This is a genomic window from Streptomyces sp. NPDC000983 (genome assembly GCF_040299205.1).
GTDB lineage: Bacteria > Actinomycetota > Actinomycetes > Streptomycetales > Streptomycetaceae > Streptomyces.
Window position 1 is genome coordinate 1 of record NZ_JBEPBM010000021.1, and the last position, 23,590, is coordinate 23,590.

General features: G+C 70.7%; 19 protein-coding genes. 16 read left to right on the forward strand and 3 right to left on the reverse strand.

Going from position 1 to position 23,590, the window contains the following annotated elements; genetic code table 11:
* Positions 1-196 precede the first annotated feature (196 nt).
* The 4 genes from secD (at position 197) to ABT296_RS23455 (ending at position 6,397) form a co-directional block, all read left to right on the forward strand.
* Positions 197-1,972, forward strand: a complete 1,776-nt coding sequence (gene secD / locus ABT296_RS23440; protein WP_351930390.1) for a protein translocase subunit SecD — start codon at positions 197-199, stop codon at positions 1,970-1,972.
* A gap of 1 nt (position 1,973) precedes the next feature.
* Positions 1,974-3,089, forward strand: coding sequence for a protein translocase subunit SecF (secF, locus tag ABT296_RS23445; RefSeq protein ID WP_351930392.1), 1,116 nt, complete (start codon positions 1,974-1,976; stop codon positions 3,087-3,089).
* Positions 3,086-3,625 (forward strand): adenine phosphoribosyltransferase, encoded by a 540-nt coding sequence (locus tag ABT296_RS23450; RefSeq protein ID WP_351930394.1) that lies wholly within the window; start codon positions 3,086-3,088, stop codon positions 3,623-3,625. Before secF ends, ABT296_RS23450 begins: the two co-directional genes overlap by 4 nt.
* 240 nt (positions 3,626-3,865) lie before the next feature.
* Positions 3,866-6,397 carry a RelA/SpoT family protein gene (locus ABT296_RS23455; protein ID WP_351930396.1) on the forward strand — a complete coding sequence of 844 codons (2,532 nt, stop codon included), beginning with the start codon at positions 3,866-3,868 and terminating at the stop codon, positions 6,395-6,397.
* Positions 6,398-6,464: 67 nt separating this feature from the next.
* Here the strand turns inward: ABT296_RS23455 and ABT296_RS23460 are convergent, their stop codons facing one another.
* Positions 6,465-7,694: a DUF349 domain-containing protein gene (locus ABT296_RS23460; RefSeq protein ID WP_351930398.1), complete on the reverse strand. Its 1,230-nt coding sequence runs from the start codon at positions 7,692-7,694 to the stop codon at positions 6,465-6,467.
* A 136-nt stretch (positions 7,695-7,830) separates the two neighbouring features.
* Positions 7,831-8,679 carry a peptidylprolyl isomerase gene (locus tag ABT296_RS23465; RefSeq protein WP_351930400.1) on the reverse strand — a complete coding sequence of 283 codons (849 nt, stop codon included), beginning with the start codon at positions 8,677-8,679 and terminating at the stop codon, positions 7,831-7,833.
* Positions 8,680-8,825: 146 nt separating this feature from the next.
* Here ABT296_RS23465 and ABT296_RS23470 point away from each other — a divergent pair, with 146 nt between their 5' ends.
* The 5 genes from ABT296_RS23470 to rpsD all read left to right on the forward strand — a co-directional run bounded on the left by ABT296_RS23470 (position 8,826) and on the right by rpsD (position 14,015).
* The gene (locus tag ABT296_RS23470; RefSeq protein ID WP_351930402.1) at positions 8,826-9,533 is read left to right on the forward strand and encodes an MBL fold metallo-hydrolase; all 708 of its coding nucleotides are present in this window, start codon (positions 8,826-8,828) and stop codon (positions 9,531-9,533) included.
* 11 nt (positions 9,534-9,544) lie between these two features.
* Positions 9,545-10,807 (forward strand): histidine--tRNA ligase, encoded by a 1,263-nt coding sequence (gene hisS, locus ABT296_RS23475; protein ID WP_351930404.1) that lies wholly within the window; start codon positions 9,545-9,547, stop codon positions 10,805-10,807.
* Between the two features lie 251 nt (positions 10,808-11,058).
* Positions 11,059-11,709, forward strand: coding sequence for a vitamin K epoxide reductase family protein (locus tag ABT296_RS23480; RefSeq protein ID WP_351930406.1), 651 nt, complete (start codon positions 11,059-11,061; stop codon positions 11,707-11,709).
* A 43-nt stretch (positions 11,710-11,752) separates the two neighbouring features.
* Positions 11,753-13,105 (forward strand): replication-associated recombination protein A, encoded by a 1,353-nt coding sequence (locus tag ABT296_RS23485; protein ID WP_351930408.1) that lies wholly within the window; start codon positions 11,753-11,755, stop codon positions 13,103-13,105.
* 295 nt (positions 13,106-13,400) lie between these two features.
* Complete coding sequence (gene rpsD, locus ABT296_RS23490) at positions 13,401-14,015, forward strand: 30S ribosomal protein S4 (RefSeq protein WP_133913333.1); 615 nt, start codon at positions 13,401-13,403, stop codon at positions 14,013-14,015.
* Between the two features lie 33 nt (positions 14,016-14,048).
* On the opposite strand, the gene ABT296_RS23495 is transcribed toward rpsD, so the two are convergent.
* Positions 14,049-16,211 (reverse strand): ATP-binding protein, encoded by a 2,163-nt coding sequence (locus ABT296_RS23495; RefSeq protein ID WP_351930410.1) that lies wholly within the window; start codon positions 16,209-16,211, stop codon positions 14,049-14,051.
* A gap of 161 nt (positions 16,212-16,372) precedes the next feature.
* Here ABT296_RS23495 and ABT296_RS23500 point away from each other — a divergent pair, with 161 nt between their 5' ends.
* The 7 genes from ABT296_RS23500 to ABT296_RS23530 all read left to right on the forward strand — a co-directional run bounded on the left by ABT296_RS23500 (position 16,373) and on the right by ABT296_RS23530 (position 23,446).
* Complete coding sequence (locus tag ABT296_RS23500) at positions 16,373-16,816, forward strand: DUF948 domain-containing protein (protein ID WP_351930412.1); 444 nt, start codon at positions 16,373-16,375, stop codon at positions 16,814-16,816.
* Positions 16,817-16,823: 7 nt separating this feature from the next.
* Positions 16,824-17,177, forward strand: coding sequence for a hypothetical protein (locus ABT296_RS23505; protein WP_351930414.1), 354 nt, complete (start codon positions 16,824-16,826; stop codon positions 17,175-17,177).
* Positions 17,177-19,849 (forward strand): alanine--tRNA ligase, encoded by a 2,673-nt coding sequence (gene alaS / locus ABT296_RS23510; RefSeq protein ID WP_351930416.1) that lies wholly within the window; start codon positions 17,177-17,179, stop codon positions 19,847-19,849. Before ABT296_RS23505 ends, alaS begins: the two co-directional genes overlap by 1 nt.
* Positions 19,849-20,313, forward strand: a complete 465-nt coding sequence (ruvX, locus tag ABT296_RS23515; protein WP_351930418.1) for a Holliday junction resolvase RuvX — start codon at positions 19,849-19,851, stop codon at positions 20,311-20,313. Before alaS ends, ruvX begins: the two co-directional genes overlap by 1 nt.
* A gap of 121 nt (positions 20,314-20,434) precedes the next feature.
* Positions 20,435-22,165 (forward strand): endolytic transglycosylase MltG, encoded by a 1,731-nt coding sequence (gene mltG, locus ABT296_RS23520; protein WP_351930420.1) that lies wholly within the window; start codon positions 20,435-20,437, stop codon positions 22,163-22,165.
* A gap of 60 nt (positions 22,166-22,225) precedes the next feature.
* Positions 22,226-23,065 (forward strand): shikimate dehydrogenase, encoded by an 840-nt coding sequence (locus ABT296_RS23525; protein WP_351930422.1) that lies wholly within the window; start codon positions 22,226-22,228, stop codon positions 23,063-23,065.
* Between the two features lie 48 nt (positions 23,066-23,113).
* Positions 23,114-23,446 (forward strand): hypothetical protein, encoded by a 333-nt coding sequence (locus ABT296_RS23530; RefSeq protein ID WP_351930424.1) that lies wholly within the window; start codon positions 23,114-23,116, stop codon positions 23,444-23,446.
* Positions 23,447-23,590: the final 144 nt, after the last annotated feature.

The following is a 23,590-nucleotide window of genomic DNA, read 5'->3' on the forward strand; positions in this document are numbered from 1 at the left end:
GCCTGGACCGGCTCCGCGCGGCCGACCCCCTCCTCGACCACGGCCCCCTCGACCTCGACGCCGTCGCACGCCGAGTGCTGCTCCTGGACCCCGCCGCGCGCCCCGGGACGGACGTGGCTCTCGCACGGGACCCCACTAATGGCATGGCCGTCGACGCCGACCCGGCGACAGACGGCCCGAGAGGGAGTACGAGAAGGTGGCATCACCTAAGAAGGGCCGGAGCGCGAGCCCCCAGGGCAGGCCGGGGCGCTCGCTGGCCCTCATTCTGATCGCCATGGTGGCGCTCACCGGGGGAATGTTCCTCTCCGGGCACACCACCCCGCGCCTGGGCATCGACCTGGCCGGCGGTACGAGCATCACGCTGCGCGCGGAGGCCGAGCCGGGCCAGGAATCGGCGATCAACAAGACCAACATGGCCACCGCCGTCGACATCATGGAGCGGCGCGTCAACGGTCTTGGTGTCTCCGAGGCCGAGGTCCAGACCCAGGGCGATCGCAACATCATCGTCAACATTCCCAAGGGCACCAACTCCAAGCAGGCCCGGGACCAGGTCGGCACCACCGCCAAGCTGTACTTCCGCCCGGTCATCGCCACCGAGGTCGTGGGCGCCGCCGCGACGACCAGCCCGTCCCCGAGCGCCTCCGACGGCGCGACCGACAAGGCCACCGACAAGGCCACGGACAAGGCGACCGACAAGGCGACCCCCTCCTCGTCCCCCTCGGCGTCGAACACGCCCTCGGCGAGCGCCACGACCCAGGGCCGCGCGGTCACCGACGCCCTGAAGGCCGACCCCTCCGCGTCGGCGAGCGCCACCCCCGAGGCCGAGGCCTCGCCGTCCGCCAGCGCCTCCGGCGCCGCGGACACCAGCAAGCTCGAAGCGCAGTACGCCGCGCTGGACTGCACCGACGAGGCCGTCCGCGCCAAGGCCGGCGACGGCGCCAAGCCCGAGGACTCCACCGTCGCCTGCGGCCAGAACGCCGGCGGCCAGTGGCAGAAGTACATCCTCGGCCCGGCCGAGGTCGACGGCACGGACGTCAAGGAGGCCGAGGCGGTCTTCAACACCACGACCGCCGCCGGCTGGACCGTGACCATGGAGTTCACCGGCGAGGGCCGCAAGAAGTTCGGTGACATCACCGGCAAGCTCGCCCAGAACCAGCAGCCGCAGAACCAGTTCGCGATCGTCCTGGACAACGAGGTCGTCTCCGACCCGTCCGTCAGCCAGGCGCTGACCGGCGGCAACGCCGAGATCTCCGGCAACTTCGACCAGCAGTCCGCGCAGTCGCTCGCCAACATGCTGTCGTACGGTGCGCTGCCGCTGTCGTTCAGCGAGGACAGCGTCACCACGGTGACCGCCGCGCTCGGTGGCGAGCAGCTGCACGCCGGTCTGATCGCCGGTGCCATCGGCCTCGCGCTCGTCGTGATCTACCTGGTGGTCTACTACCGCGGTCTGGCGCTGATCGCCGTCGCCTCGCTGCTCGTCTCCGCCGCCCTCACCTACGTGATCATGTCGCTGCTCGGCCCGGCCATCGGCTTCGCGCTGAACCTGCCTGCCGTCTGCGGAGCCATCGTCGCCATCGGCATCACGGCGGACTCGTTCATCGTCTACTTCGAACGGGTCCGGGACGAGATCCGCGAGGGCCGCTCGCTGCGCCCCTCCGTCGAGCGGGCCTGGCCGCGCGCCCGGCGCACCATCCTGGTCTCCGACTTCGTGTCGTTCCTGGCCGCAGCGGTGCTGTTCGTCGTCACCGTCGGCAAGGTCCAGGGCTTCGCGTTCACGCTCGGCCTGACCACCGTGCTCGACGTCGTGGTCGTCTTCCTCTTCACCAAGCCGCTCCTGACGATCCTCGCGCGCACGAAGTTCTTCGGCGGCGGCCACCCCTGGTCCGGCCTCGACCCCAAGCGTCTGGGTGCCAAGCCGCCCCTGCGCCGTTCGCGCCGTCCCTCCGCCCCCATCGAGACGAAGGAGGCGTGAGATGTCGAAGCTCGGAAATCTCGGCGCCCGACTGCACCGCGGCGAGATCGGCTACGACTTCGTCGGCAACCGCAAGCTCTGGTACGGCCTGTCCATCCTGATCACCATCACGGCGATCGTGGGCCTCGCGGTGCGCGGCCTGAACATGGGCATCGAGTTCCAGGGCGGCGCGGTCTTCACCACCCCGAAGACCTCCGTCTCCGTCTCCCAGGCCCAGGAGTACGCGGAAGAGGCCTCCGGCCACGACGCGATCGTCCAGAAGCTCGGCAACGGCACGCTCCGCATCCAGGTCTCGGGCATCGACACCGCCACGGCCGACAAGGTCTCGGCGGAGCTCGCCAAGGACATGAAGGTCGACGAGAACGACGTCACCGGCGAGCTGGTCGGCCCCAGCTGGGGTGAGCAGATCGCCAACAAGGCGTGGCAGGGCCTGGGGATCTTCCTGGTCCTGGTGGTGATCTACCTGGCCATCGCCTTCGAGTGGCGGATGGCGATCGCCGCGTTCGTGGCGCTGATCCACGACATCACCATCACGGTCGGCATCTACGCCCTGGTGGGCTTCGAGGTCACACCGGGCACGGTGATCGGTCTGCTGACCATCCTCGGTTATTCGCTGTACGACACCGTGGTGGTCTTCGACAGCCTCAAGGAACAGACGAAGGACATCACCAAGCAGACCCGCTGGACCTACAGCGAGATCGCCAACCGGTCGATCAACAGCACGCTGGTGCGGTCCATCAACACCACGGTGGTCGCGCTGCTGCCGGTGGCGGGCCTGCTCTTCATCGGCGGCGGCTTCCTCGGCGCCGGCATGCTGAACGACATCTCGCTGTCGCTGTTCGTCGGCCTCGCGGCCGGCGCGTACTCCTCGATCTTCATCGCCACGCCGCTCGTCGCCGACCTCAAGGAACTCGAGCCGCAGATGAAGGCCCTCAAGAAGCGGGTGCTCGCCAAGCGCGCGGCGGCCGCGGCCAAGGGCGAGCCCCTGGACACCGAGCCGGTCCACGAGGAGTACGACGACGAGCCGGAGGACGCCGCTCCCGCGGTCGTCGGACCGCGCCACCAGCCGGCCTCGCGCGGCCGCGGCCGTGGCCGCCCCTCGGGGAAGCGCCGATGACCGACATCGAGGAGCTGCTGCTCAGCCGCATCCGTGATGTGGCCGACTACCCGGAGCCGGGCGTGATGTTCAAGGACATCACCCCGCTCCTGGCGGACCCGGCGGCGTTCACCGCGCTCACCGACACCCTCGCCGGGATCGCCGGACGCACCGGCGCCACCAAGGTCGTCGGTCTGGAGGCCCGTGGCTTCATCCTCGGCGCCCCCGTCGCCGTCCGCGCCGGACTCGGCTTCATCCCGGTGCGCAAGGCGGGCAAGCTCCCCGGAGCCACCCTCAGCCAGGCGTACGACCTGGAGTACGGCTCGGCCGAGATCGAGGTGCACGCCGAGGACCTCACCGCCGGCGACCGTGTCCTGGTCGTCGACGACGTCCTCGCCACCGGCGGCACCGCCGAGGCCTCGATCCAGCTCATCCGCCGGGCGGGTGCCGAGGTCGCGGGCCTGGCCGTGCTGATGGAGCTCGGCTTCCTCGGCGGCCGCGACCGCCTCGCGGGAGCCCTGGCGGGCGCCCCTCTGGAGGCCCTGCTCAAGATCTGAGCGACCCACGCACGCGGGGCGCACCCCTCCCGGAAGGGAGGCGTGCGCCCCGCGCGCATGTCCGGCCGCACCCCCGTGGCACACCGGCCGGACCCCTCCCCGGAATCCCGAGCACGCCCCCCGTGTTTCCCCGGTGTACGGGCCTCACCACGGCCTGAAGGCGATCCTCGCGCGCAGGATCGCTACCATGGGGTCTCCGGAGCCTGACCGGGGGACCCGGATCGCGCACGAGGAGCCCTCTTGCCAGACGAGGCCCAGCACCTGACCGCCGCCAAGCCCGACGCCGCCTCGGGCCCCGCGGCCAAGCCCGCGCCGAGCACGTCGAACGCGAAGAACGACGCCGGTGGGCCGGTCGAGCACGCCCAGTCCGCCCCCGCCGGGAAGACGGCCGAGCAGGCCCGCCCCAAGCCGGCCCCGCCCGAGCGCTCCTCGTCCGCGGTCCGCCCCAACAGCGGCCAGCCGCCCCGCTCCGGCTCCTCCAACCGCGTCCGGGCCCGGCTCGCCCGTCTCGGCGTGCAGCGCTCCAACCCGTACAACCCGGTGCTGGAGCCGCTGCTGCGGATCGTGCGCAGCAACGACCCGAAGATCGAGACGGCCACGCTCCGCCAGATCGAGAACGCCTACCAGGTCGCCGAGCGCTGGCACCGCGGCCAGAAGCGCAAGAGCGGCGACCCCTACATCACCCACCCGCTCGCGGTGACGACGATCCTCGCCGAGCTGGGCATGGATCCGGCCACGCTCATGGCGGGCCTGCTCCACGACACGGTCGAGGACACCGAGTACGGCCTGGACCAGCTCCGCCGCGACTTCGGCGACTCCGTCGCCCTCCTCGTCGACGGCGTGACCAAGCTGGACAAGGTCAAGTTCGGCGAGGCCGCGCAGGCCGAGACCGTGCGCAAGATGGTCGTCGCCATGGCCAAGGACCCCCGCGTCCTGGTCATCAAGCTCGCCGACCGCCTGCACAACATGCGCACCATGCGCTACCTCAAGCGCGAGAAGCAGGAGAAGAAGGCGCGCGAGACCCTGGAGATCTACGCGCCGCTCGCCCACCGCCTGGGCATGAACACCATCAAGTGGGAGCTGGAGGACCTCGCCTTCGCGATCCTCTACCCCAAGATGTACGACGAGATCGTCCGGCTGGTCGCCGAAAGGGCACCCAAGCGCGACGAGTACCTGGCCATAGTGACCGACGAGGTCCAGCAGGACCTGCGGGCCGCCCGCATCAAGGCCACCGTCACCGGCCGCCCCAAGCACTACTACAGCGTCTACCAGAAGATGATCGTCCGCGGCCGTGACTTCGCGGAGATCTACGACCTGGTGGGCATCCGCGTCCTGGTGGACACCGTCCGCGACTGCTACGCGGCCCTGGGCACCGTCCACGCCCGCTGGAACCCGGTTCCGGGGCGGTTCAAGGACTACATCGCGATGCCCAAGTTCAACATGTACCAGTCGCTGCACACGACGGTCATCGGCCCCAACGGCAAGCCGGTCGAACTCCAGATCCGCACCTTCGACATGCACCGCCGCGCCGAGTACGGCATCGCCGCGCACTGGAAGTACAAGCAGGAGGCCGTCGCCGGTGCCTCCAAGGTGCGCACCGACGTGCCCAAGGCCGCCAAGGGCAAGGACGACCACCTCAACGACATGGCGTGGCTGCGCCAGCTGCTGGACTGGCAGAAGGAGACCGAGGACCCGGGCGAGTTCCTGGAGTCCCTGCGCTTCGACCTGTCCCGCAACGAGGTCTTCGTCTTCACCCCCAAGGGCGATGTCATAGCGCTCCCGGCCGGGGCCACCCCCGTCGACTTCGCGTACGCCGTGCACACCGAGGTCGGCCACCGGACCATAGGAGCCCGGGTCAACGGACGCCTGGTGCCGCTGGAGTCCACCCTGGACAACGGCGACCTGGTGGAGGTCTTCACCTCCAAGGCCGCCGGCGCCGGCCCCTCCCGGGACTGGCTCGGCTTCGTCAAGTCCCCGCGCGCCCGCAACAAGATCCGGGCCTGGTTCTCCAAGGAGCGCCGGGACGAGGCGATCGAGCACGGCAAGGACGCCATCGCCCGCGCGATGCGCAAGCAGAACCTGCCGATCCAGCGCATCCTGACCGGCGACTCCCTGGTCACGCTCGCGCACGAGATGCGCTACCCCGACATCTCCTCGCTGTACGCGGCGATCGGCGAGGGCCACGTGGCCGCGCAGAACGTCGTGCAGAAGCTGGTGCAGGCCCTCGGCGGCGAGGAGGCGGCCACCGAGGAGATCGACGAGGCGGTCCCGCCGGCCCGCGGCCGCAGCCGCAAGCGCCGCAGCAACCAGGACCCCGGCGTGGTGGTCAAGGGCGTGGACGACGTCTGGGTCAAGCTCGCCCGCTGCTGTACGCCCGTACCCGGCGACCCGATCATCGGATTCGTCACCCGGGGTAGTGGTGTATCGGTTCACCGCAGTGACTGCGTCAACGTGGAGTCACTGTCCCGCGAGCCCGAGCGGATCCTCGACGTCGAGTGGGCGCCCACCCAGTCCTCGGTCTTCCTGGTCGCCATCCAGGTCGAGGCGCTGGACCGCTCCCGGCTGCTGTCGGACGTCACCCGCGTCCTGTCCGACCAGCACGTCAACATCCTCTCCGCGGCCGTGCAGACCTCCCGCGACCGGGTCGCCACCTCCCGGTTCACCTTCGAGATGGGCGACCCCAAGCACCTCGGGCACGTCCTGAAGGCGGTCAGGGGCGTCGAGGGCGTCTACGACGTCTACCGGGTCACCTCGGCGCGCAGCCGGTCGTAACGGCTTCACGGACACGACGAAGGGGCTCCCCGAGGGGAGCCCCTTCCTCTGTGCGTACGCGTCGGCGTCAGCCGCCGAACTCCTGCAGACCCTTCAGAGCCTGGTCCAGCAGGGCCTGGCGGCCCTCCAGCTCACGCTCCAGCTTGTCGGCGCGGGCGGTGTTGCCCTGTGCGCGCGCCTGCTCGATCTGGCCCCGGAGCTTGTCCACGGCGGCCTGGAGCTGACCGGTCAGACCCGCGGCACGCGCGCGTGCCTCCGGGTTGGTCCGGCGCCACTCGGCCTCCTCGGCCTCCTGGATGGCCCGCTCGACGGCGTGCATCCGGCCCTCGACCTTCGGCCGGGCGTCCCGCGGCACATGGCCGATGGCCTCCCAGCGCTCGTTGACCGAGCGGAACGCGGCACGCGCGCCCTTGAGATCCGTCACCGGGAGGATCTTCTCGGCCTCCAGGGCCAGCTCCTCCTTCAGCTTGAGGTTCTCGGTCTGCTCGGCGTCACGCTCGGCGAAGACCCCGCTGCGCGCGGCGAAGAAGACGTCCTGGGCGCCGCGGAAGCGGTTCCACAGGTCGTCCTCGTGCTCGCGCTGGGCGCGGCCCGCGGCCTTCCACTCCGCCATCAGCTCGCGGTAGCGGGCCGCCGTCGGACCCCAGTCCGTCGACCCGGACAGCGACTCCGCCTCGGAGACCAGCCGCTCCTTGGTGCGGCGGGCCTCCTCGCGCTGTGCGTCCAGGGCCGCGAAGTGCCCCTTGCGCCGCTTGGAGAACGCCGAACGCGCGTGCGAGAAGCGGTGCCACAGCTCGTCGTCCGACTTGCGGTCGAGCCGCGGCAGCCCCTTCCAGGTGTCCACCAGCGCGCGCAGCCGCTCACCGGCCGCCCGCCACTGGTCGGACTGCGCCAGCTCCTCCGCCTCGGTGACCAGCGCCTCCTTGGCATGCCGGGCCTCGTCGGACTGCTTCGCGCGCTGCTGCCGGCGCTCCTCACGGCGCTTGTCGACGTTCTCGACGAGCTTGTCCAGCCGGGTCCGCAGCGCGGCCAGGTCGCCGACCGCGTGATGGGCCTCGACCTGTTCGCGAATGTGGTCGATCGCGACCTGGGCGTCCTTCGCCGACAGGTCGGTGGTCTTCACTCGCTTCTCGAGGAGGCCGATCTCGACAACCAGGCCCTCGTACTTGCGCTCGAAATAGGCCAGCGCCTCCTCGGGGGAGCCCGCCTGCCAGGAACCGACGACCTGCTCGCCGTCGGCCGTACGCACGTACACGGTCCCCGTCTCGTCGACGCGGCCCCACGGGTCGCTGCTCACAGCGCCTCCTCCACATGATGCCTGCGTGGGGCTTCGGCGCCCCCGGGCATCGTCCACAGTTTCGTCACGGCCAACATAGGCGACCGGCGGGTTGCCTGTCCGCATCCCGCGCGACCGAAATTTCGCAGTTCGCGGGTCAGGATCGGGTCACGGACGCCTTGTTGATCACCACGGTCGCGTTGGGTGCCGTGTTGCCCGTCGTGGGGTCCGCGGCCTGCGCGCCGGCGGCCGCCAGCTTGGTGAGGACCTTCATGCCGGCCTCGGACACCGTGCCGAACGGGGTGTAGTTCGCGGGCAGCGGACTGTCCTGGTAGACGAGGAAGAACTGGCTGCCGCCGGAGTCCTTGCCCTCGCCGGTCTGGGCGTTGAACTGGTTCGCCATCGCGACGGTGCCCGCCGGGTAGACGTTGCCCTTGAGGCTCTTGTCCTTGAGGTTCTCGTCCGGGATCGTGTAGCCCGGTCCGCCGGTGCCGGTGGCCGTCGGGTCGCCGCACTGCAGCACGTAGATGCCGCTGTCGGTCAGCCGGTGGCACTTGGAGTGGTCCAGGTAGCCCTTGTTCAGCAGGAAGTTGAACGAGTTCACCGTGTGCGGGGCGGCGGACGCCTTGAGGGCTATGTCCATGTCGCCGCACGTCGTCGACAGCTTCATCGTGTAGTCGGCGGACTTGTCGATGGTCATGGCCGGTTCCTTCTTCCAGCTCATGGTCTCGACCTCGCCCGCGGCCGGCTTCTCGCACGGGTCCGGGGCCTTGCTGGTCGGGGCGGCGCTGGGGCTGACCTCCGCGCCCGCGTTCGCCTTGCCGTCGTCCCCCTCGAAGGCGCCCGCCGTCCAGAGCCCGAGGCTGCCGACGAGGACCACGCCCACCGCGGACGCGATCACCGCGTTGCGCGTGCGGGACTTGCGCCGCGCGTCCGTGCGCCGCTGCTGCTGCCGCAAGAACTTCTCCCGGGCGAGCTGACGCCGCCGCTGTTCCTGGCTGACCACGGGGTTGTCTCCTCAAGCGTCTGTATGCGTCTGCGTGTGCCCCGTACCGTATATGGGTTCGCTGAGGAATCGGCAGCGCCGGTAGGCTCTGACCTCAGGCGCAGCCCGCCGACTTGTCGCCCGAACCGACACAACGAAGGACGATCGTGCTCATTGCCGGGTTCCCCGCCGGGGCCTGGGGGACGAACTGCTATCTCGTCGCCCCCGCCGCCGGTGAGGAGTGCGTGATCATCGACCCCGGCCATCAGGCCGCCCGAGGCGTCGAGGAAGCGATCGCGAAGCATCGCCTCAAGCCCGTCGCCGTCGTCCTCACCCACGGTCACATCGACCATGTGGCCTCGGTCGTCCCCGTGTGCGGCGCGCACGACGTGCCGGCCTGGATCCACCCCGAGGACCGCTTCATGATGAGCGACCCCGAGCGTGCGCTCGGCCGCTCCATCGGGATGCCGCTGATGGGCGAACTGACCATCGGGGAGCCGGACGACGTCAAGGAGCTGACCGACGGCGCCAAGCTGGAACTGGCCGGTCTGGAGCTGACCGTGGCGCACGCGCCCGGCCATACCAAGGGGTCGGTGACCTTCGGCCTGCCCGAGGCGGCGGACATCCCGCCGATCCTGTTCTCGGGCGACCTGCTGTTCGCCGGCTCCATCGGACGCACCGACCTGCCCGGCGGTGACATGGCCGAGATGCTCGACTCGCTGGCCCGCGTGGCCCTGCCGCTCGACGACTCGACCGTGGTGCTGTCCGGCCACGGCCCCCAGACGACCATCGGCCGGGAGCGCGCCACCAACCCGCATCTGCGACAGGTGGCCGCCGGCCAGGGAGCGACCGAGGCTCCCCGACGAGGAATGTGACGAGACCTTCCGTGAGCACCTTCAAGGCCCCCAAGGGCACCTACGACCTGATCCCGCCGGACAGCGCCAAGTTCCTCGCCGTCCGCGAGGCGATCGCGGCCCCGCTGCGCAACTCCGGCTACGGCTACATCGAGACGCCCGGCTTCGAGAGCGTCGAGCTGTTCGCGCGCGGTGTCGGCGAGTCCACCGACATCGTCACCAAGGAGATGTACGCCTTCGAGACCAAGGGCGGCGACCGGCTCGCCCTGCGCCCCGAGGGCACCGCGTCCGTGCTGCGCGCCGCGCTGGAGGCCAACCTGCACAAGGCGGGCAACCTCCCGGTCAAGCTCTGGTACTCCGGCTCGTACTACCGCTACGAGCGCCCCCAGAAGGGCCGTTACCGCCACTTCTCCCAGGTCGGTGCCGAGGCGATCGGAGCCGAGGACCCGGCCCTGGACGCCGAGCTGATCATCCTCGCCGACCAGGCGTACCGCTCCCTGGGCCTGCGCGACTTCCGCATCCTGCTCAACAGCCTCGGTGACAAGGAGTGCCGTCCCGTCTACCGGGCCGCCCTCCAGGACTTCCTGCACGGTCTCGACCTCGACGAGGACACCCTGCGCCGCGCGGACATCAACCCGCTGCGCGTCCTCGACGACAAGCGGCCGGACGTCCAGAAGCAGCTCACCGACGCGCCCCTGCTGCGCGACTACCTGTGCGACGCCTGCAAGGCGTACCACGAGGAGGTCCGCGAGCTGATCACGGCCGCCGGGGTCGCCTTCGAGGACGACGCCAAGCTGGTCCGCGGCCTGGACTACTACACCCGCACGACCTTCGAGTTCGTCCACGACGGCCTGGGCTCCCAGTCCGCGGTGGGCGGCGGCGGACGCTACGACGGCCTCTCCGAGATGATCGGCGGCCCCGCGCTGCCCTCCGTCGGCTGGGCCCTCGGCGTCGACCGCACCGTCCTCGCCCTGGAGGCCGAGGGCGTGGAGCTCGCACTGCCCTCCACGACCAGCGTCTTCGCGGTGCCGCTCGGCGAGGAGGCCCGCCGGGTCCTGTTCGCGAAGGTCACCGAACTGCGCAAGGTCGGCATCGCGGCGGACTTCTCCTACGGCGTCAAGGGCCTCAAGGGCGCCATGAAGAACGCCAACCGCAGCGGCGCCCGCTACACCGTGGTGGCCGGCGAACGCGACCTCGCCGAGGGCGTCGTCCAGCTCAAGGACATGGAGTCCGGCGAGCAGTCGGCGATCGGCGTCAACGAGATCGTCGCCGAGCTGGAGTCCAGGCTCGGCTGACACCTCCCTTCGACCAAGGCGCCGGGTCCGCCCGGCGCCTTCGTCGTACCTCCGTCAACCCTGTGACCCCGGATTCGCCCCGCCGGATGATTCCGGCCCGCGACCCGCCGCGGAAGTCGGCCGGAACCGAACGTTCAGGGGCCTTCGCGCGTACGTCCTTATGTCCACCGAACGGTGGATAGGGGTCCCCGTGCGGCACAATGGCCCCTGCTCGAAGAAGGTCCAACTCTCAAGCAGACGGAATCGGCGTGATGAGCAAGACGACAGTGAAAGACGTCTCCACCGAGCCGGAGCGCACCGTCGAGGCGCCGCGCAGAGAGGGCGGCAGCGTCGCCTTCGCGCTGATGCTGATGATCACCGGTGCGGCCGGGCTACTCGCGGCCTGGGTCATCACGATCGACAAGTTCAAACTGCTGGAGGCCAAGGTCGAGGGGAAGACCTTCGTCCCCGGCTGCAGCCTCAACCCCGTCGTCTCCTGCGGCAGCGTGATGGAGAGCGACCAGGCGTCCGTCTTCGGCTTCCCCAACCCGATGCTCGGCCTCGTCGCCTACGGCGTCGTCATCGCCGTCGGTGTGAGCCTGCTGACCCGCGCCCGCTTCCCGCGCTGGTACTGGCTCACCTTCAACGCCGGCACCCTGTTCGGCGTCGGCTTCTGCACCTGGCTGCAGTTCCAGTCGCTGTACCGCATCGGCGCCCTGTGCCTGTGGTGCTCCCTTGCCTGGGTCGCGACGATCATCATGTTCTGGTACGTCACCTCCTTCAACGTGCGCCACGGCTTCCTGCCCGGACCGCGCTGGCTGAAGAGCTTCTTCGGCGAGTTCACCTGGGTGCTCCCGGTGCTGCACATCGGCGTCATCGGCATCCTGATCATGACCCGCTGGTGGGACTTCTGGACCTCCTGACCGCGCCGGAGGCGTTGTCGGTGCGGTGATTTAGGGTTTCAGGGTGGAGCCCGACCTGTTCACCGCAGCAGCAGAAGAACGCCAGGAGAAGGACCCTGCCGCCAGCCCCCTGGCCGTACGGATGCGTCCGCGCACCCTCGACGAGGTGGTGGGCCAGCGGCACCTGCTGGGGCCGGGAGCGCCGCTGCGCCGGCTGGTCGCCGAGTCGGGCGGCCCCGCCGGGCCCTCCTCGGTGATCCTCTGGGGCCCGCCCGGCACCGGCAAGACGACCCTCGCGTACGTCGTCTCCAAGGCCACCGACAAACGGTTCGTGGAGCTGTCCGCGATCACCGCGGGCGTCAAGGAGGTCCGCGCGGTCATCGACGGCGCGCGCCGCGCCTCCGGCGGCTTCGGCAAGGAGACCGTCCTCTTCCTCGACGAGATCCACCGCTTCAGCAAGGCCCAGCAGGACTCCCTGCTCCCCGCGGTGGAGAACCGCTGGGTGACACTGATCGCGGCGACCACCGAGAACCCGTACTTCTCGGTGATCTCCCCGCTGCTCTCCCGCTCCCTGCTGCTCACCCTCGAACCCCTCACCGACGACGACATCAGGGACCTGCTGCGCCGGGCGCTGACCGACGAGCGCGGCCTCAAGGGCGCCGTCACCCTCCCCGAGGACACCGAGGAACACCTGCTGCGGATCGCCGGCGGCGACGCCCGCCGCGCGCTCACGGCTCTGGAGGCCGCCGCGGGAGCCGCCCTCGACCTCGGCGAGAGCGCGATCGCCCTGGCCACCCTGGAGCAGACCGTCGACCGCGCGGCCGTGAAGTACGACCGCGACGGCGACCAGCACTACGACGTCGCCAGCGCCCTGATCAAGTCGATCCGCGGCTCCGACGTCGACGCCGCCCTGCACTACCTGGCCCGGATGATCGAGGCCGGCGAGGACCCCCGCTTCATCGCCCGCCGCCTGATGATCTCGGCCAGCGAGGACATCGGCCTCGCCGACCCCAACGCCCTGCCCATCGCGGTCGCCGCCGCCCAGGCCGTCGCCATGATCGGCTTTCCGGAGGCCGCCCTCACCCTCAGCCACGCCACCATCGCCCTCGCCCTGGCCCCGAAGTCCAACGCCGCCACCACCGCGATCGGCGCCGCCATGGAGGACGTACGCAAGGGTCTGGCCGGCCCCGTGCCCACACATCTGCGCGACGGGCACTACAAGGGAGCCGCCAAACTCGGCCACGCGCAGGGGTACGTGTACCCGCACGACCGGGCCGAGGGCATCGCCGAGCAGCAGTACGCCCCCGACGCCCTGAAGGACCACGAGTACTACACCCCCACCCGGCACGGCGCCGAGGCCCGCTACGCGGACGCGGTGGAGTGGACCCGCAAGCACCTCGGTCGCAGGCGGTCCTGAGCAGCCTGTAGAATCCCTCGGAGTGCCGAGTCCCGCGCAGTCAGAGCGGGACAGCCGGCCGGAACCCCCCGCGGGTTCCAGGAGCGTCGCGCACCGTCGATCGGTGTCGCGGGCAGCCCACCACCACCCGGAGCTCCGGGAGAGGTCGGTGGGCCACTCGCGTGCTGCACGTATGTGCCCAGACCAGGGGAGCGGCTGCCCACCAGGCGCCCGGCAACGGGTCCCGGAGGGTTTCCCCGGCTGCGGATGCGACCTCCCACAACGCTGACAAGCCGACACAAGGAAATGAGAAACAGTGGCGAACCAGTCCCGCCCCAAGGTCAAGAAGTCGCGTGCCCTCGGCATCGCGCTGACCCCGAAGGCCGTCAAGTACTTCGAGGCCCGTCCCTACCCGCCGGGTGAGCACGGCCGTGGCCGCAAGCAGAACTCGGACTACAAGGTCCGTCTGCTGGAGAAGCAGCGTCTGCGCGCGCAGTACGACATCTCCGAGCGCCAGCTGGTCCGCGCCTACGAGCGTGCCTCCAAGGTGCAGGGCAAGACCGGTGAGGCCCTGATCATCGAGCTCGAGCGCCGTCTCGACGCCCTGGTCCTGCGTTCGGGCATCGCCCGCACCATCTACCAGGCCCGTCAGATGGTCGTGCACGGCCACATCGAGGTCAACGGCCAGAAGACCGACAAGCCGTCGTTCCGCGTCCGTCCCGACGACGTCGTGATGGTCCGCGAGCGCAGCCGCGAGAAGACCCTCTTCTCCATCGCCCGTGAGGGCGGCTTCGCCCCCGACGGCGAGACCCCGCGCTACCTCCAGGTGAACCTCAAGGCCCTGGCGTTCCGCCTGGACCGTGAGCCGAACCGCAAGGAGATCCCGGTGATCTGCGACGAGCAGCTCGTCGTCGAGTACTACGCCCGCTGATCATCCCGCAGCGGACGTAGCACCACCTGCGCGTCAGCCCGCCGTCTCCCCGCCCTTCCGGGTGGGCGAGGCGGCGGGTTCGTGCGTACCGGCGGTCACCTCGGCGGGCAGCACCCTGCCCCGCCGCGACGGCGGCCGGGACGAGCGGGCGGCGGGCCGCCCCAGTGCCCGGGACACCGCCTCCTCCCGGTCCAGCAGCGCCCCCGTCCGTACGCACGCCTCGTACCGCTCGTCGCCCAGCCGCTCCCGGGAGCGCGCCTCGCACAGCTCGTGCGGGGCGTTGTAGTACGCCGAGCCGAACAGCGGCAGCCCCACCGACGGCCACATCCGCCCGGCCGCCCCCTGCAGCACCGCCGCCTCCACGGCGTCCCCCTCGGTCACCGTCACCAGGGCCAGCAGCTCCACCGCGAGCACCGAGCCGAGCAGGTCGTGGAAGGAGTGGGCGCTGCCCAGACTGTCCGTCAGCAGGCGGCGGGCGTTCGACTGGTCGCCCTCGCGCCAGGCCGCGTACGCCAGCACGTACAGCGCGTACGACCGGGCCCAGCGCTCCCCGTGGTCCTCGCAGACCCGGCGGACGTCCTCGCACAGCCGCACCGCCTCGGCCAGGTCGTCCTGGAAGGCCCGCGCCATCGCCAGCTCCACCTGGCCCATCAGGACGTTGCTGTTCAGCTCGCCGATCTCCTGGTAGCCGGCCAGCGCCGAGCGCAGCAGCGTCTCGGCGCCGGCCATGTCGTCGCTGACCAGGGCCAGACAGCCGGTGCGGTGCTCGGCGTAGGCCGCCGCGGTCGGGTTCGCCGACAGCTCCGCCTCCTCGCGGCACTCGTGCAGCGCCGCCAGCGCGGCCACCGTGTCGCCCTGGAGGATCGCCACGTAGCCGAGCACCCACAGGGCCTTCAGCAGGGACGGCTCATGGCCGGAGTCGAGCCGGACCGCCTGGTCCAGCCAGTGCCGGCCCTCCGACAGCCGCCCGCAGCCGACCCAGTAGAACCAGAGCGAGCCCGCCAGCAGCTGGCCCAGATGGGCCTCCCCGGGCTCGGACAGCGAGTGCTCCAGCGCGCCCCGCAGATTCGGCAGCTCCGCCTCCACCCGCGCCGCGACCTCGGCCTGCCGCGGTGAGAACCAGTCCAGTTCGCACCAGGTGGCCAGGCCCAGGTACCAGTCGCGGTGCCGGCGCCGCAGCCGTCCGGCGTCACCGGTGGCCTCCAGCCAGTCGGCGCCGTACGCCCGGACCGTGTCCAGCATCCGGTAGCGCACCCCCGAGGACGTCTCCTCGCGGGACACCACCGACTGCGCCAGCAGTTCCGAGAGCACGTCGAGGACGTCCTCGGAGGCCAGACCGTGCCCGCCGCACACGTACTCCACGGCCTCCAGGTCGAAGCGTCCGGCGAACACCGACAGGCGCGCCCACAGCAACCGTTCCTCGGGCGTGCACAGTTCATGGCTCCAGCCGATCGCGGTGCGCAAGGCGCGATGCCGCCACGGCGTGTCCGCGCCGGCCCCGGTCAGCAGCCGGAACCGGTCGTCCAGGCGGGCCAGCAACTGGCCGGGGGACAGCGCCCGCAGCCGTCCCGCCGCCAGCTCGACGGCGAGCGGGATGCCCTCCAGCCGCCGGCACAGCTCGCGCACCTCCGCGTCGTCCGCGACCGGCACCCCGAGCAGGGCCGCCCGGCACCGGAACAGCTCCACCGCCTCGTCCTCCGCCAGCGGTTCCAGCGGGAACAGCCGCTCGCCGGCCAGGGCGAGCGGCCGGCGGCCCGCGGCGAGCACCCTCAGCCCGGGCGCCCGGCCCAGGAGTTCGGTGACCAGTTCCGCGCAGGCGTCCACCACCTGCTCGAACCCGTCCAAAAGCAGCAGGAGCCGCCGGTCGGCGAGATGGCCGTGGAGCGTCTCGCGCGGCGGGCGCGCGGTGTGGTCGGTCAGCCCCAGCGCCGCCACCACCGCGTGGTCGACGAAGGCGGGATCGCGCACCGGGGCCAGTTCCACCCGCCACACTCCGTCCGGGAAGCCGGTCCGGGCGGCCGCGTGCGCCGCCAGCCGCGACTTGCCCACCCCGCCGACCCCGGTCACCGTCACCAGCCGCGCCTCGCCGAGCGCCCCGGCCAGCCCCGCCGTCTCGGCCCCGCGCCCCACGAAGACGTCGAGCTCCCAGGGCAGATTGCCGGCCACCGGGGTGTCCTCACGCTGTCGCTCCCGCATGGGACACGGAGCGTACTGAAGCGTGTTCGCTCCGTACAATCGCTTCGCGCAACTCCGGCGCGGGCGGGCGGTAATCCGGTACGGAGCTCCGCGCCCGGCGCGATAGGCTCGGTGCACTGTTTACTCAAGGTTTCGATGTCGCTGCACGTTTCAGGGAGCGGGTGCACACAGTGTCCGGTGGAGAGGTGGCCGGGATCCTGGTGGCCGTGTTCTGGGCGATCCTGGTCTCCTTCCTCGCCGTGGCACTGGTGAGGCTGGCCCAGACGCTCAGGGCGACCACCAAGCTCGTCGCGGACGTGACCGAACAGGCCGTCCCCCTCCTCGCGGACGCCTCCGGCGCGGTGCGCTCGGCGCAGACCCAGATCGACCGGGTCGACGCCATCGCCTCCGACGTCCAGGAGGTCACCTCCAACGCCTCCGCGCTGTCGTCCACGGTGGCCTCCACCTTCGGCGGCCCCCTGGTCAAGGTCGCGGCCTTCGGCTACGGCGTGCGCCGGGCCATCGCGGGCCGCAAGGAGGACGTGCCCGTCAGGGAACCCCGACGTACCGTGATCGTGGGCCGCACCGTTCCCGCCGCACGGCGGAGCAAGCGGAAGAAGGGCTGATCCAGCGATGTTCCGCCGTAGCTTCTGGTTCACCACGGGTGTGGCCGCGGGTGTGTGGGCGACCACCAAGGTCAACCGCAAGCTCAAGCAGCTGACCCCCGAGCACCTCGCCACCCAGGCCGCCAACAAGGCCCTGGAGGCGGGCGGCCGCCTCAAGGACCGCGCGGTGGGCTTCGCGCTCGACGTCCGCGACAACATGGTCCAGCGCGAGGCCGAGCTCCAGGACGCGCTGGGCATCAACGAGGACCCCGAACTCCCCGCGCCGCGGCGGCACGCCGCGATCGAGAACCGCAACAAGCCGAAGTCGTACGTCATCGACCACGACACGACGTACTCGTACAACCGGAATGAGGACCACTGATGGAGTCGGCTGAGATCCGCCGCCGCTGGCTGAGCTTCTTCGAGGAGCGCGGGCACACCGTCGTCCCTTCGGCGTCGCTCATCGCGGACGACCCGACTCTGCTCCTCGTCCCCGCCGGCATGGTGCCCTTCAAGCCCTACTTCCTGGGTGAGGTCAAGCCCCCCTTCGACCGCGCCACCAGCGTGCAGAAGTGCGTGCGCACGCCGGACATCGAAGAGGTCGGCAAGACCACCCGGCACGGCACGTTCTTCCAGATGTGCGGCAACTTCTCCTTCGGCGACTACTTCAAGGAAGGCGCCATCAAGTACGCCTGGGAGCTGCTCACCAGCCCCCAGGACAAGGGTGGTTACGGCCTGGAGCCGGAGAAGCTCTGGATCACCGTCTACAAGGACGACGACGAGGCCGAGCGCATCTGGCACGAGGTCGTCGGTGTGCCCAAGGAGCGGATCCAGCGCCTGGGCATGAAGGACAACTACTGGTCCATGGGCGTCCCCGGACCCTGCGGCCCCTGTTCCGAGATCAACTACGACCGCGGCCCCGAGTTCGGCGTCGAGGGCGGCCCCGCCGTCAACGACGAGCGGTACGTGGAGATCTGGAACCTCGTCTTCATGCAGTACGAGCGCGGCGAGGGCATCGGCAAGGACAACTTCGAGATCCTCGGTGAACTGCCGAGCAAGAACATCGACACCGGGCTCGGCCTGGAGCGGCTCGCCATGATTCTGCAGGGCGTGCAGAACATGTACGAGATCGACACCTCGATGGCCGTCATCAACAAGGCCACCGAGCTGACCGGTGTCGCCTACGGCGACGCCCACGGCTCGGACGTCTCGCTGCGCGTGGTCACTGACCACATGCGCACCTCGGTGATGCTCATCGGCGACGGCGTCACCCCCGGCAACGAGGGCCGCGGTTACGTGCTGCGCCGCATCATGCGCCGCGCCATCCGCAACATGCGCCTCCTGGGCGCCACCGGTCCGGTCGTGCAGAACCTGATCGACGTCGTCATCGGCATGATGGGCCAGCAGTACCCCGAGCTGATCACCGACCGCGAGCGCATCGAGAAGGTCGCCCTCGCCGAGGAGAACGCCTTCCTCAAGACGCTGAAGGCCGGCACCAACATCCTCGACACGGCCGTCTCCGACACCAAGGCCACGGGCTCCACCGTGCTCGCCGGCGACAAGGCCTTCCTGCTCCACGACACCTGGGGCTTCCCCATCGACCTCACCCTGGAGATGGCCGCCGAGCAGGGGCTGTCCGTGGACGAGGACGGCTTCCGCCGCCTGATGAAGGAGCAGCGGGAGCGCGCCAAGGCCGACGCCCAGGCCAAGAAGACCGGCCACGCCGGCGCCGGCGCCTACCGGGAGATCGCCGACAAGGTCGGCGAGACCGAGTTCATCGGCTACGGCGACACCGAGGGCGAGTCGACGATCGTCGGCATCCTCGTCGACGGCGCCTCCTCCCCGGCCGCCACCGAGGGCGACGAGGTCGAGATCGTCCTCGACCGCACCCCGTTCTACGCCGAGGGCGGCGGCCAGATCGGCGACACCGGCCGGATCAGGGTCGACACCGGTGCCGTGATCGAGATCCGCGACTGCCAGAAGCCGGTCCCGGGCGTCTACGTCCACAAGGGCGTCGTCCAGGTCGGCGAGGTCACCGTCGGCGCCAAGGCCCACGCCTCCATCGACGGCCGCCGCCGGACCGCCATCGCCCGCGCCCACTCGGCCACCCACCTCACCCACCAGGCCCTGCGCGACGCCCTCGGCCCGACGGCCGCCCAGGCCGGTTCCGAGAACCAGCCCGGCCGTTTCCGCTTCGACTTCGGGTCGCCGTCCGCCGTTCCCACGGCCGTGATGACCGACGTCGAGCAGAAGATCAACGAGGTGCTCGCCCGCGACCTGGACGTGCACGCCGAGGTCATGGGCATCGACGAGGCCCGGAAGCAGGGCGCCATCGCCGAGTTCGGCGAGAAGTACGGCGAGCGCGTCCGCGTGGTGACCATCGGCGACTTCTCCAAGGAGCTGTGCGGCGGCACCCACGTCCACAACACCAGCCAGCTCGGCCTGGTCAAGCTGCTCGGCGAGTCGTCGATCGGCTCGGGCGTGCGCCGTATCGAGGCCCTCGTCGGCGTCGACGCCTACAACTTCCTCGCCCGTGAGCACACGGTCGTCGCCCAGCTCCAGGAGCTGATCAAGGGCCGTCCGGAGGAGCTCCCGGAGAAGGTCTCTGCCATGCTCGGCAAGCTGAAGGACGCCGAGAAGGAGATCGAGAAGTTCCGCGCCGAGAAGGTGCTCCAGGCCGCCGCCGGGCTCGCCGAGTCCGCCAAGGACGTACGGGGCGTCGCCCTGGTGACCGGCCAGGTCCCGGACGGCACCACCGCCGACGACCTGCGCAGGCTCGTCCTCGACGTGCGGGGCCGCATCCAGGGCGGCCGGGCCGTCGTGGTGGCCCTGTTCACCGTGGCCGGCGGCAAGCCGCTGACGGTCATCGCCACCAACGAGGCCGCCCGCGAGCGCGGTCTGAAGGCCGGCGACCTGGTCCGCACGGCCGCCAAGACCCTCGGCGGCGGCGGTGGCGGCAAGCCGGACGTCGCCCAGGGCGGCGGCCAGAACCCGGCCGCCATCGGCGAGGCCGTGGACGCGGTGGAGCGCCTGGTCGGGGAGACGGCCAAGTAATGCGCAGAGGACGTCGGCTCGCCATCGACGTCGGGGACGCCCGCATCGGGGTCGCCTCGTGCGACCCCGACGGGATCCTCGCCACCCCGGTGGAGACCGTCCCCGGCCGGGACGTACCGGCGGCCCACCGCCGGCTGAAGCAGCTGGTCGAGGAGTACGAGCCGATCGAGGTCGTCGTCGGGCTCCCGCGCTCCCTCAAGGGAGGCGAGGGCCCGGCCGCGGTCAAGGTCCGCGGCTTCGCCCAGGAGCTGGCCCAGGGCATCGCGCCGGTCCCGGTGCGGCTCGTGGACGAGCGGATGACCACGGTGACGGCCGGTCAGGGACTGCGTGCTTCGGGCGTGAAGTCGAAAAAGGGCAGATCGGTCATTGACCAGGCAGCCGCTGTGATCATCCTTCAGCAGGCGCTCGAATCCGAACGGGTGTCAGGTAAAGCGCCGGGCGAGGGCGTCGAAGTGGTCATCTGATCGCGATACGGTAACGTTCCGCGCGATGCGGCGGTGTTCGAACAGCTGCCGCACAAAGAGAGGCGGGCCGGATGCCGGGCAGGACGCCGCGCGACCGCCGCCTCGCGGCTCTAGGGGATCGATGACTGAGTATGGCCGGGGCGAAGGCTCCGAACCGTGGCATCCCGAGGACCCGTACTACGGGGACGGTGGATGGGGAGGACAGCAGGCCCAGCAGGGTCAGCAGTCCCCCTACGGCGGCCAGCCACAGCACTACCCGCAGCAGCCGCAGCAGCCGCAGTACGGCGACTGGGGCACCGACCCGCAGGGTGGTTACGGTCAGCCGCAGCAGCAGTACCCGAACCAGTACGACCAGCAGCAGTACCCGCAGCAGCCCCACCACCAGCAGCAGCCTCAGCAGCAGTACCCGGCCCAGGGTCAGCAGGGGTACGGCGACGGCGGCTGGGGCACGGGTACGCATACGCATGTGCAGTACACCGACCCCGCCGACCCGTACGGACAGCAGGCCGGGGGCTACGGGGAGCCGCAGCCGGACTACTACGGCACGCCCGAGGCCTACCCACCGCCGCAGCCGCCCAACCGGCGGCAGCCGGAACCCGAGCCGGTGCCCCAGCCCGAGCCCGACTGGGACCCGGGTCCCGACCAGGGTGAGCACGCCTTCTTCGCCGGGGGTGGCGGCGACGACGATGACGGCGACCTCGACGACCACCCTCGGAGCCGGCGCGGCAGGGGTGACCGGGACGGGCGCGGCGACCAGCGGGGCCGGGGCGGCAAAGGCAAGAAGCGGCGCAGTGGATGTGCCTGCCTGGTGGTCGTGCTGGTCTTCGGTGGCGGTGTCGCAGGTGTCGGATATTTCGGGTACCAGTTCTACCAGAATCGTTTCGGTGACGCCCCGGACTTCGCGGGAAGCGGCAATGGCGAGCAGGTCACCGTCGAGATTCCCAAGGGCGCGGGTGGTTATGCCATCGGGCAGGAACTGAAGGCGAAGGGCGTCGTCAAGAGCGTCGACGCGTTCGTCGCCGCGCAGCAGCAGAATCCGAAGGGCAACGCCATCCAGGCGGGCGTCTACACCCTGGAGCGGGAGATGTCGGCCGACAGCGCGGTCGAGATGATGCTCAGCCCGGACAGCCAGAACAACCTGATCATCCCCGAGGGCACGCGCAACGTCGGCATCTACGAGATGATCGACACCCGTCTCGACCTCGACAAGGGCACCACGGCGGAGGTCGCCGAGGAGAAGGCGGACAGCCTCGGACTGCCGGACTGGGCGACGGGCCACAAGAACGTCAAGGACCCGCTGGAGGGCTTCCTCTACCCGTCCAGCTATCCGATCGCCCAGGACCAGAAGCCCGAGGCCGTCCTCAAGGAGATGGTCGCCCGGGCCACCGAGAAGTACGAGCAGCTCGGCCTGGAGAAGAAGGCCGACGCCCTGGGCCTGGACGGGCCCTGGGAGCTGCTCACCGTGGCGAGCCTGGCGCAGGCCGAGGGCACCAGCCACGACGACTTCCGCAAGATGGCCGAGGTCGTCTACAACCGCCTCGAACCCGGCAACCCCGAGACCTACGGCTCGCTGGAGTTCGACTCCACGTACAACTACATCAAGAACCAGAGCAAGATCGACCTGACGATCGCCGAGCTGCGGCAGTTCGACAACCCGTACAACACCTACTTCGTCAAGGGGCTGCCGCCCGGGCCGATCGACAACCCCGGCGAGGAGGCGCTCAAGGGCGCGCTCAACCCGACGGACGACGGCTGGTTCTACTTCATCTCCCTGGACGGCAAGACCAGCAAGTTCACCAAGACGCTCGCCGAACACGAGAAGCTGGTCGAGAAGTTCAACGCGTCGCGGTGACGAGGACTGTCGCGGTGACGAGAGTGCCGCCGCGGTGACAAGGACTGAGGGACAGGTTCAATGACAGTTCAGGGCACCGACGCCCGCCGGGCCGCCGTGCTGGGTTCGCCCATCGCCCACTCCCTGTCGCCGGTGCTGCACCGCGCCGCCTACGCGGAACTGGGGCTCGCCGGCTGGACGTACGACCGGTTCGAGATCGACGAGGCCGCGCTCCCCGGGTTCCTCGCGGACCTCGGGCCCGAGTGGGCGGGACTGTCGCTGACGATGCCGCTCAAGCGCGCGGTCATCCCGCTGGTCGACGAGATCAGCGAGACGGCGCGGTCGGTGGAGGCCGTCAACACCGTCGTGTTCACCGAGGACGGGCGCCGGGTGGGCGACAACACCGACATCCCCGGCATGGTCGCCGCCCTGCGCGAACGCGGCATCGAACAGGTCGACTCGGCGGCGATCCTGGGCGCCGGCGCCACCGCGTCCTCCGCGCTGGCCGCCCTCGCCCGGATCTGCACCGGTGAGGTGGTGGCCTACGTCCGCAGCGCCGCCCGCGCCGCGGAGATGCGGGAGTGGGGCGAACGCCTCGACGTCGAGGTGCGTACGGCGGACTGGGCCGACGCCGCCGAGGCGCTGCGCGCGCCCCTGGTGATCGCGACCACCCCCGCCGGTACGACGGACGACCTGGCCTCCGCGGTGCCGGAGCGCCCCGCGACCCTCTTCGACGTGCTGTACGAGCCGTGGCCGACGAACCTCGCCGCCCGCTGGTCCGCGTACGGCGGGGCCGTGGTCAGCGGACTGGACCTGCTGGTGCACCAGGCGGTGCTCCAGGTCGAGCAGATGACGGGCCGCACCCCGGCGCCGCTGGACGCCATGCGAAAAGCGGGCGAACACGCGCTCGAATCCCGCTAGGATCCCTCCGGTTCCGCAGGGGGCGGGGCCGGGAGGGGAGCGCGTTCCATGTACACGGGCCTGACGGTGGCGTCCGCGAAGAGCCAGATCTTCGAGAGCCTGCTGTGGTTCCTGCCGGACTGGGTGCAGCACACCGTGCTCGTCCTGATCGTCGTGGCGGTGCTGGCCACCTGGATCCTCAAGCTGCGGAACAAGATCGCCGCCCGCCGGGCCGCCCGCCTCGCCCGGCAGCACCCGGTCCCGGCCGCCCAGGGCAGCGGCGCCGACCACCTGGGCCCGTGGGCACCCCAGGCCCAGCCCCAGCCGCAGCCCCAGGGCAGCGGTGCCGACTTCCTGGGCGCGTACGCCCCGCAGCGGCGTCCGGAGGACGGCACCGCCTGATGACGCAGCCGCGTCGAGGGCTGACACATTCGCGTCCGACTGATGGACCGGCGGCCGGGGACGCCCCGGGGACGTGGGAGGATCGGTCGTGGCGGGCCGGGGCCGCGCACCTGGTTCAGCCGTCGCCGTACGCGAGGACGCGCG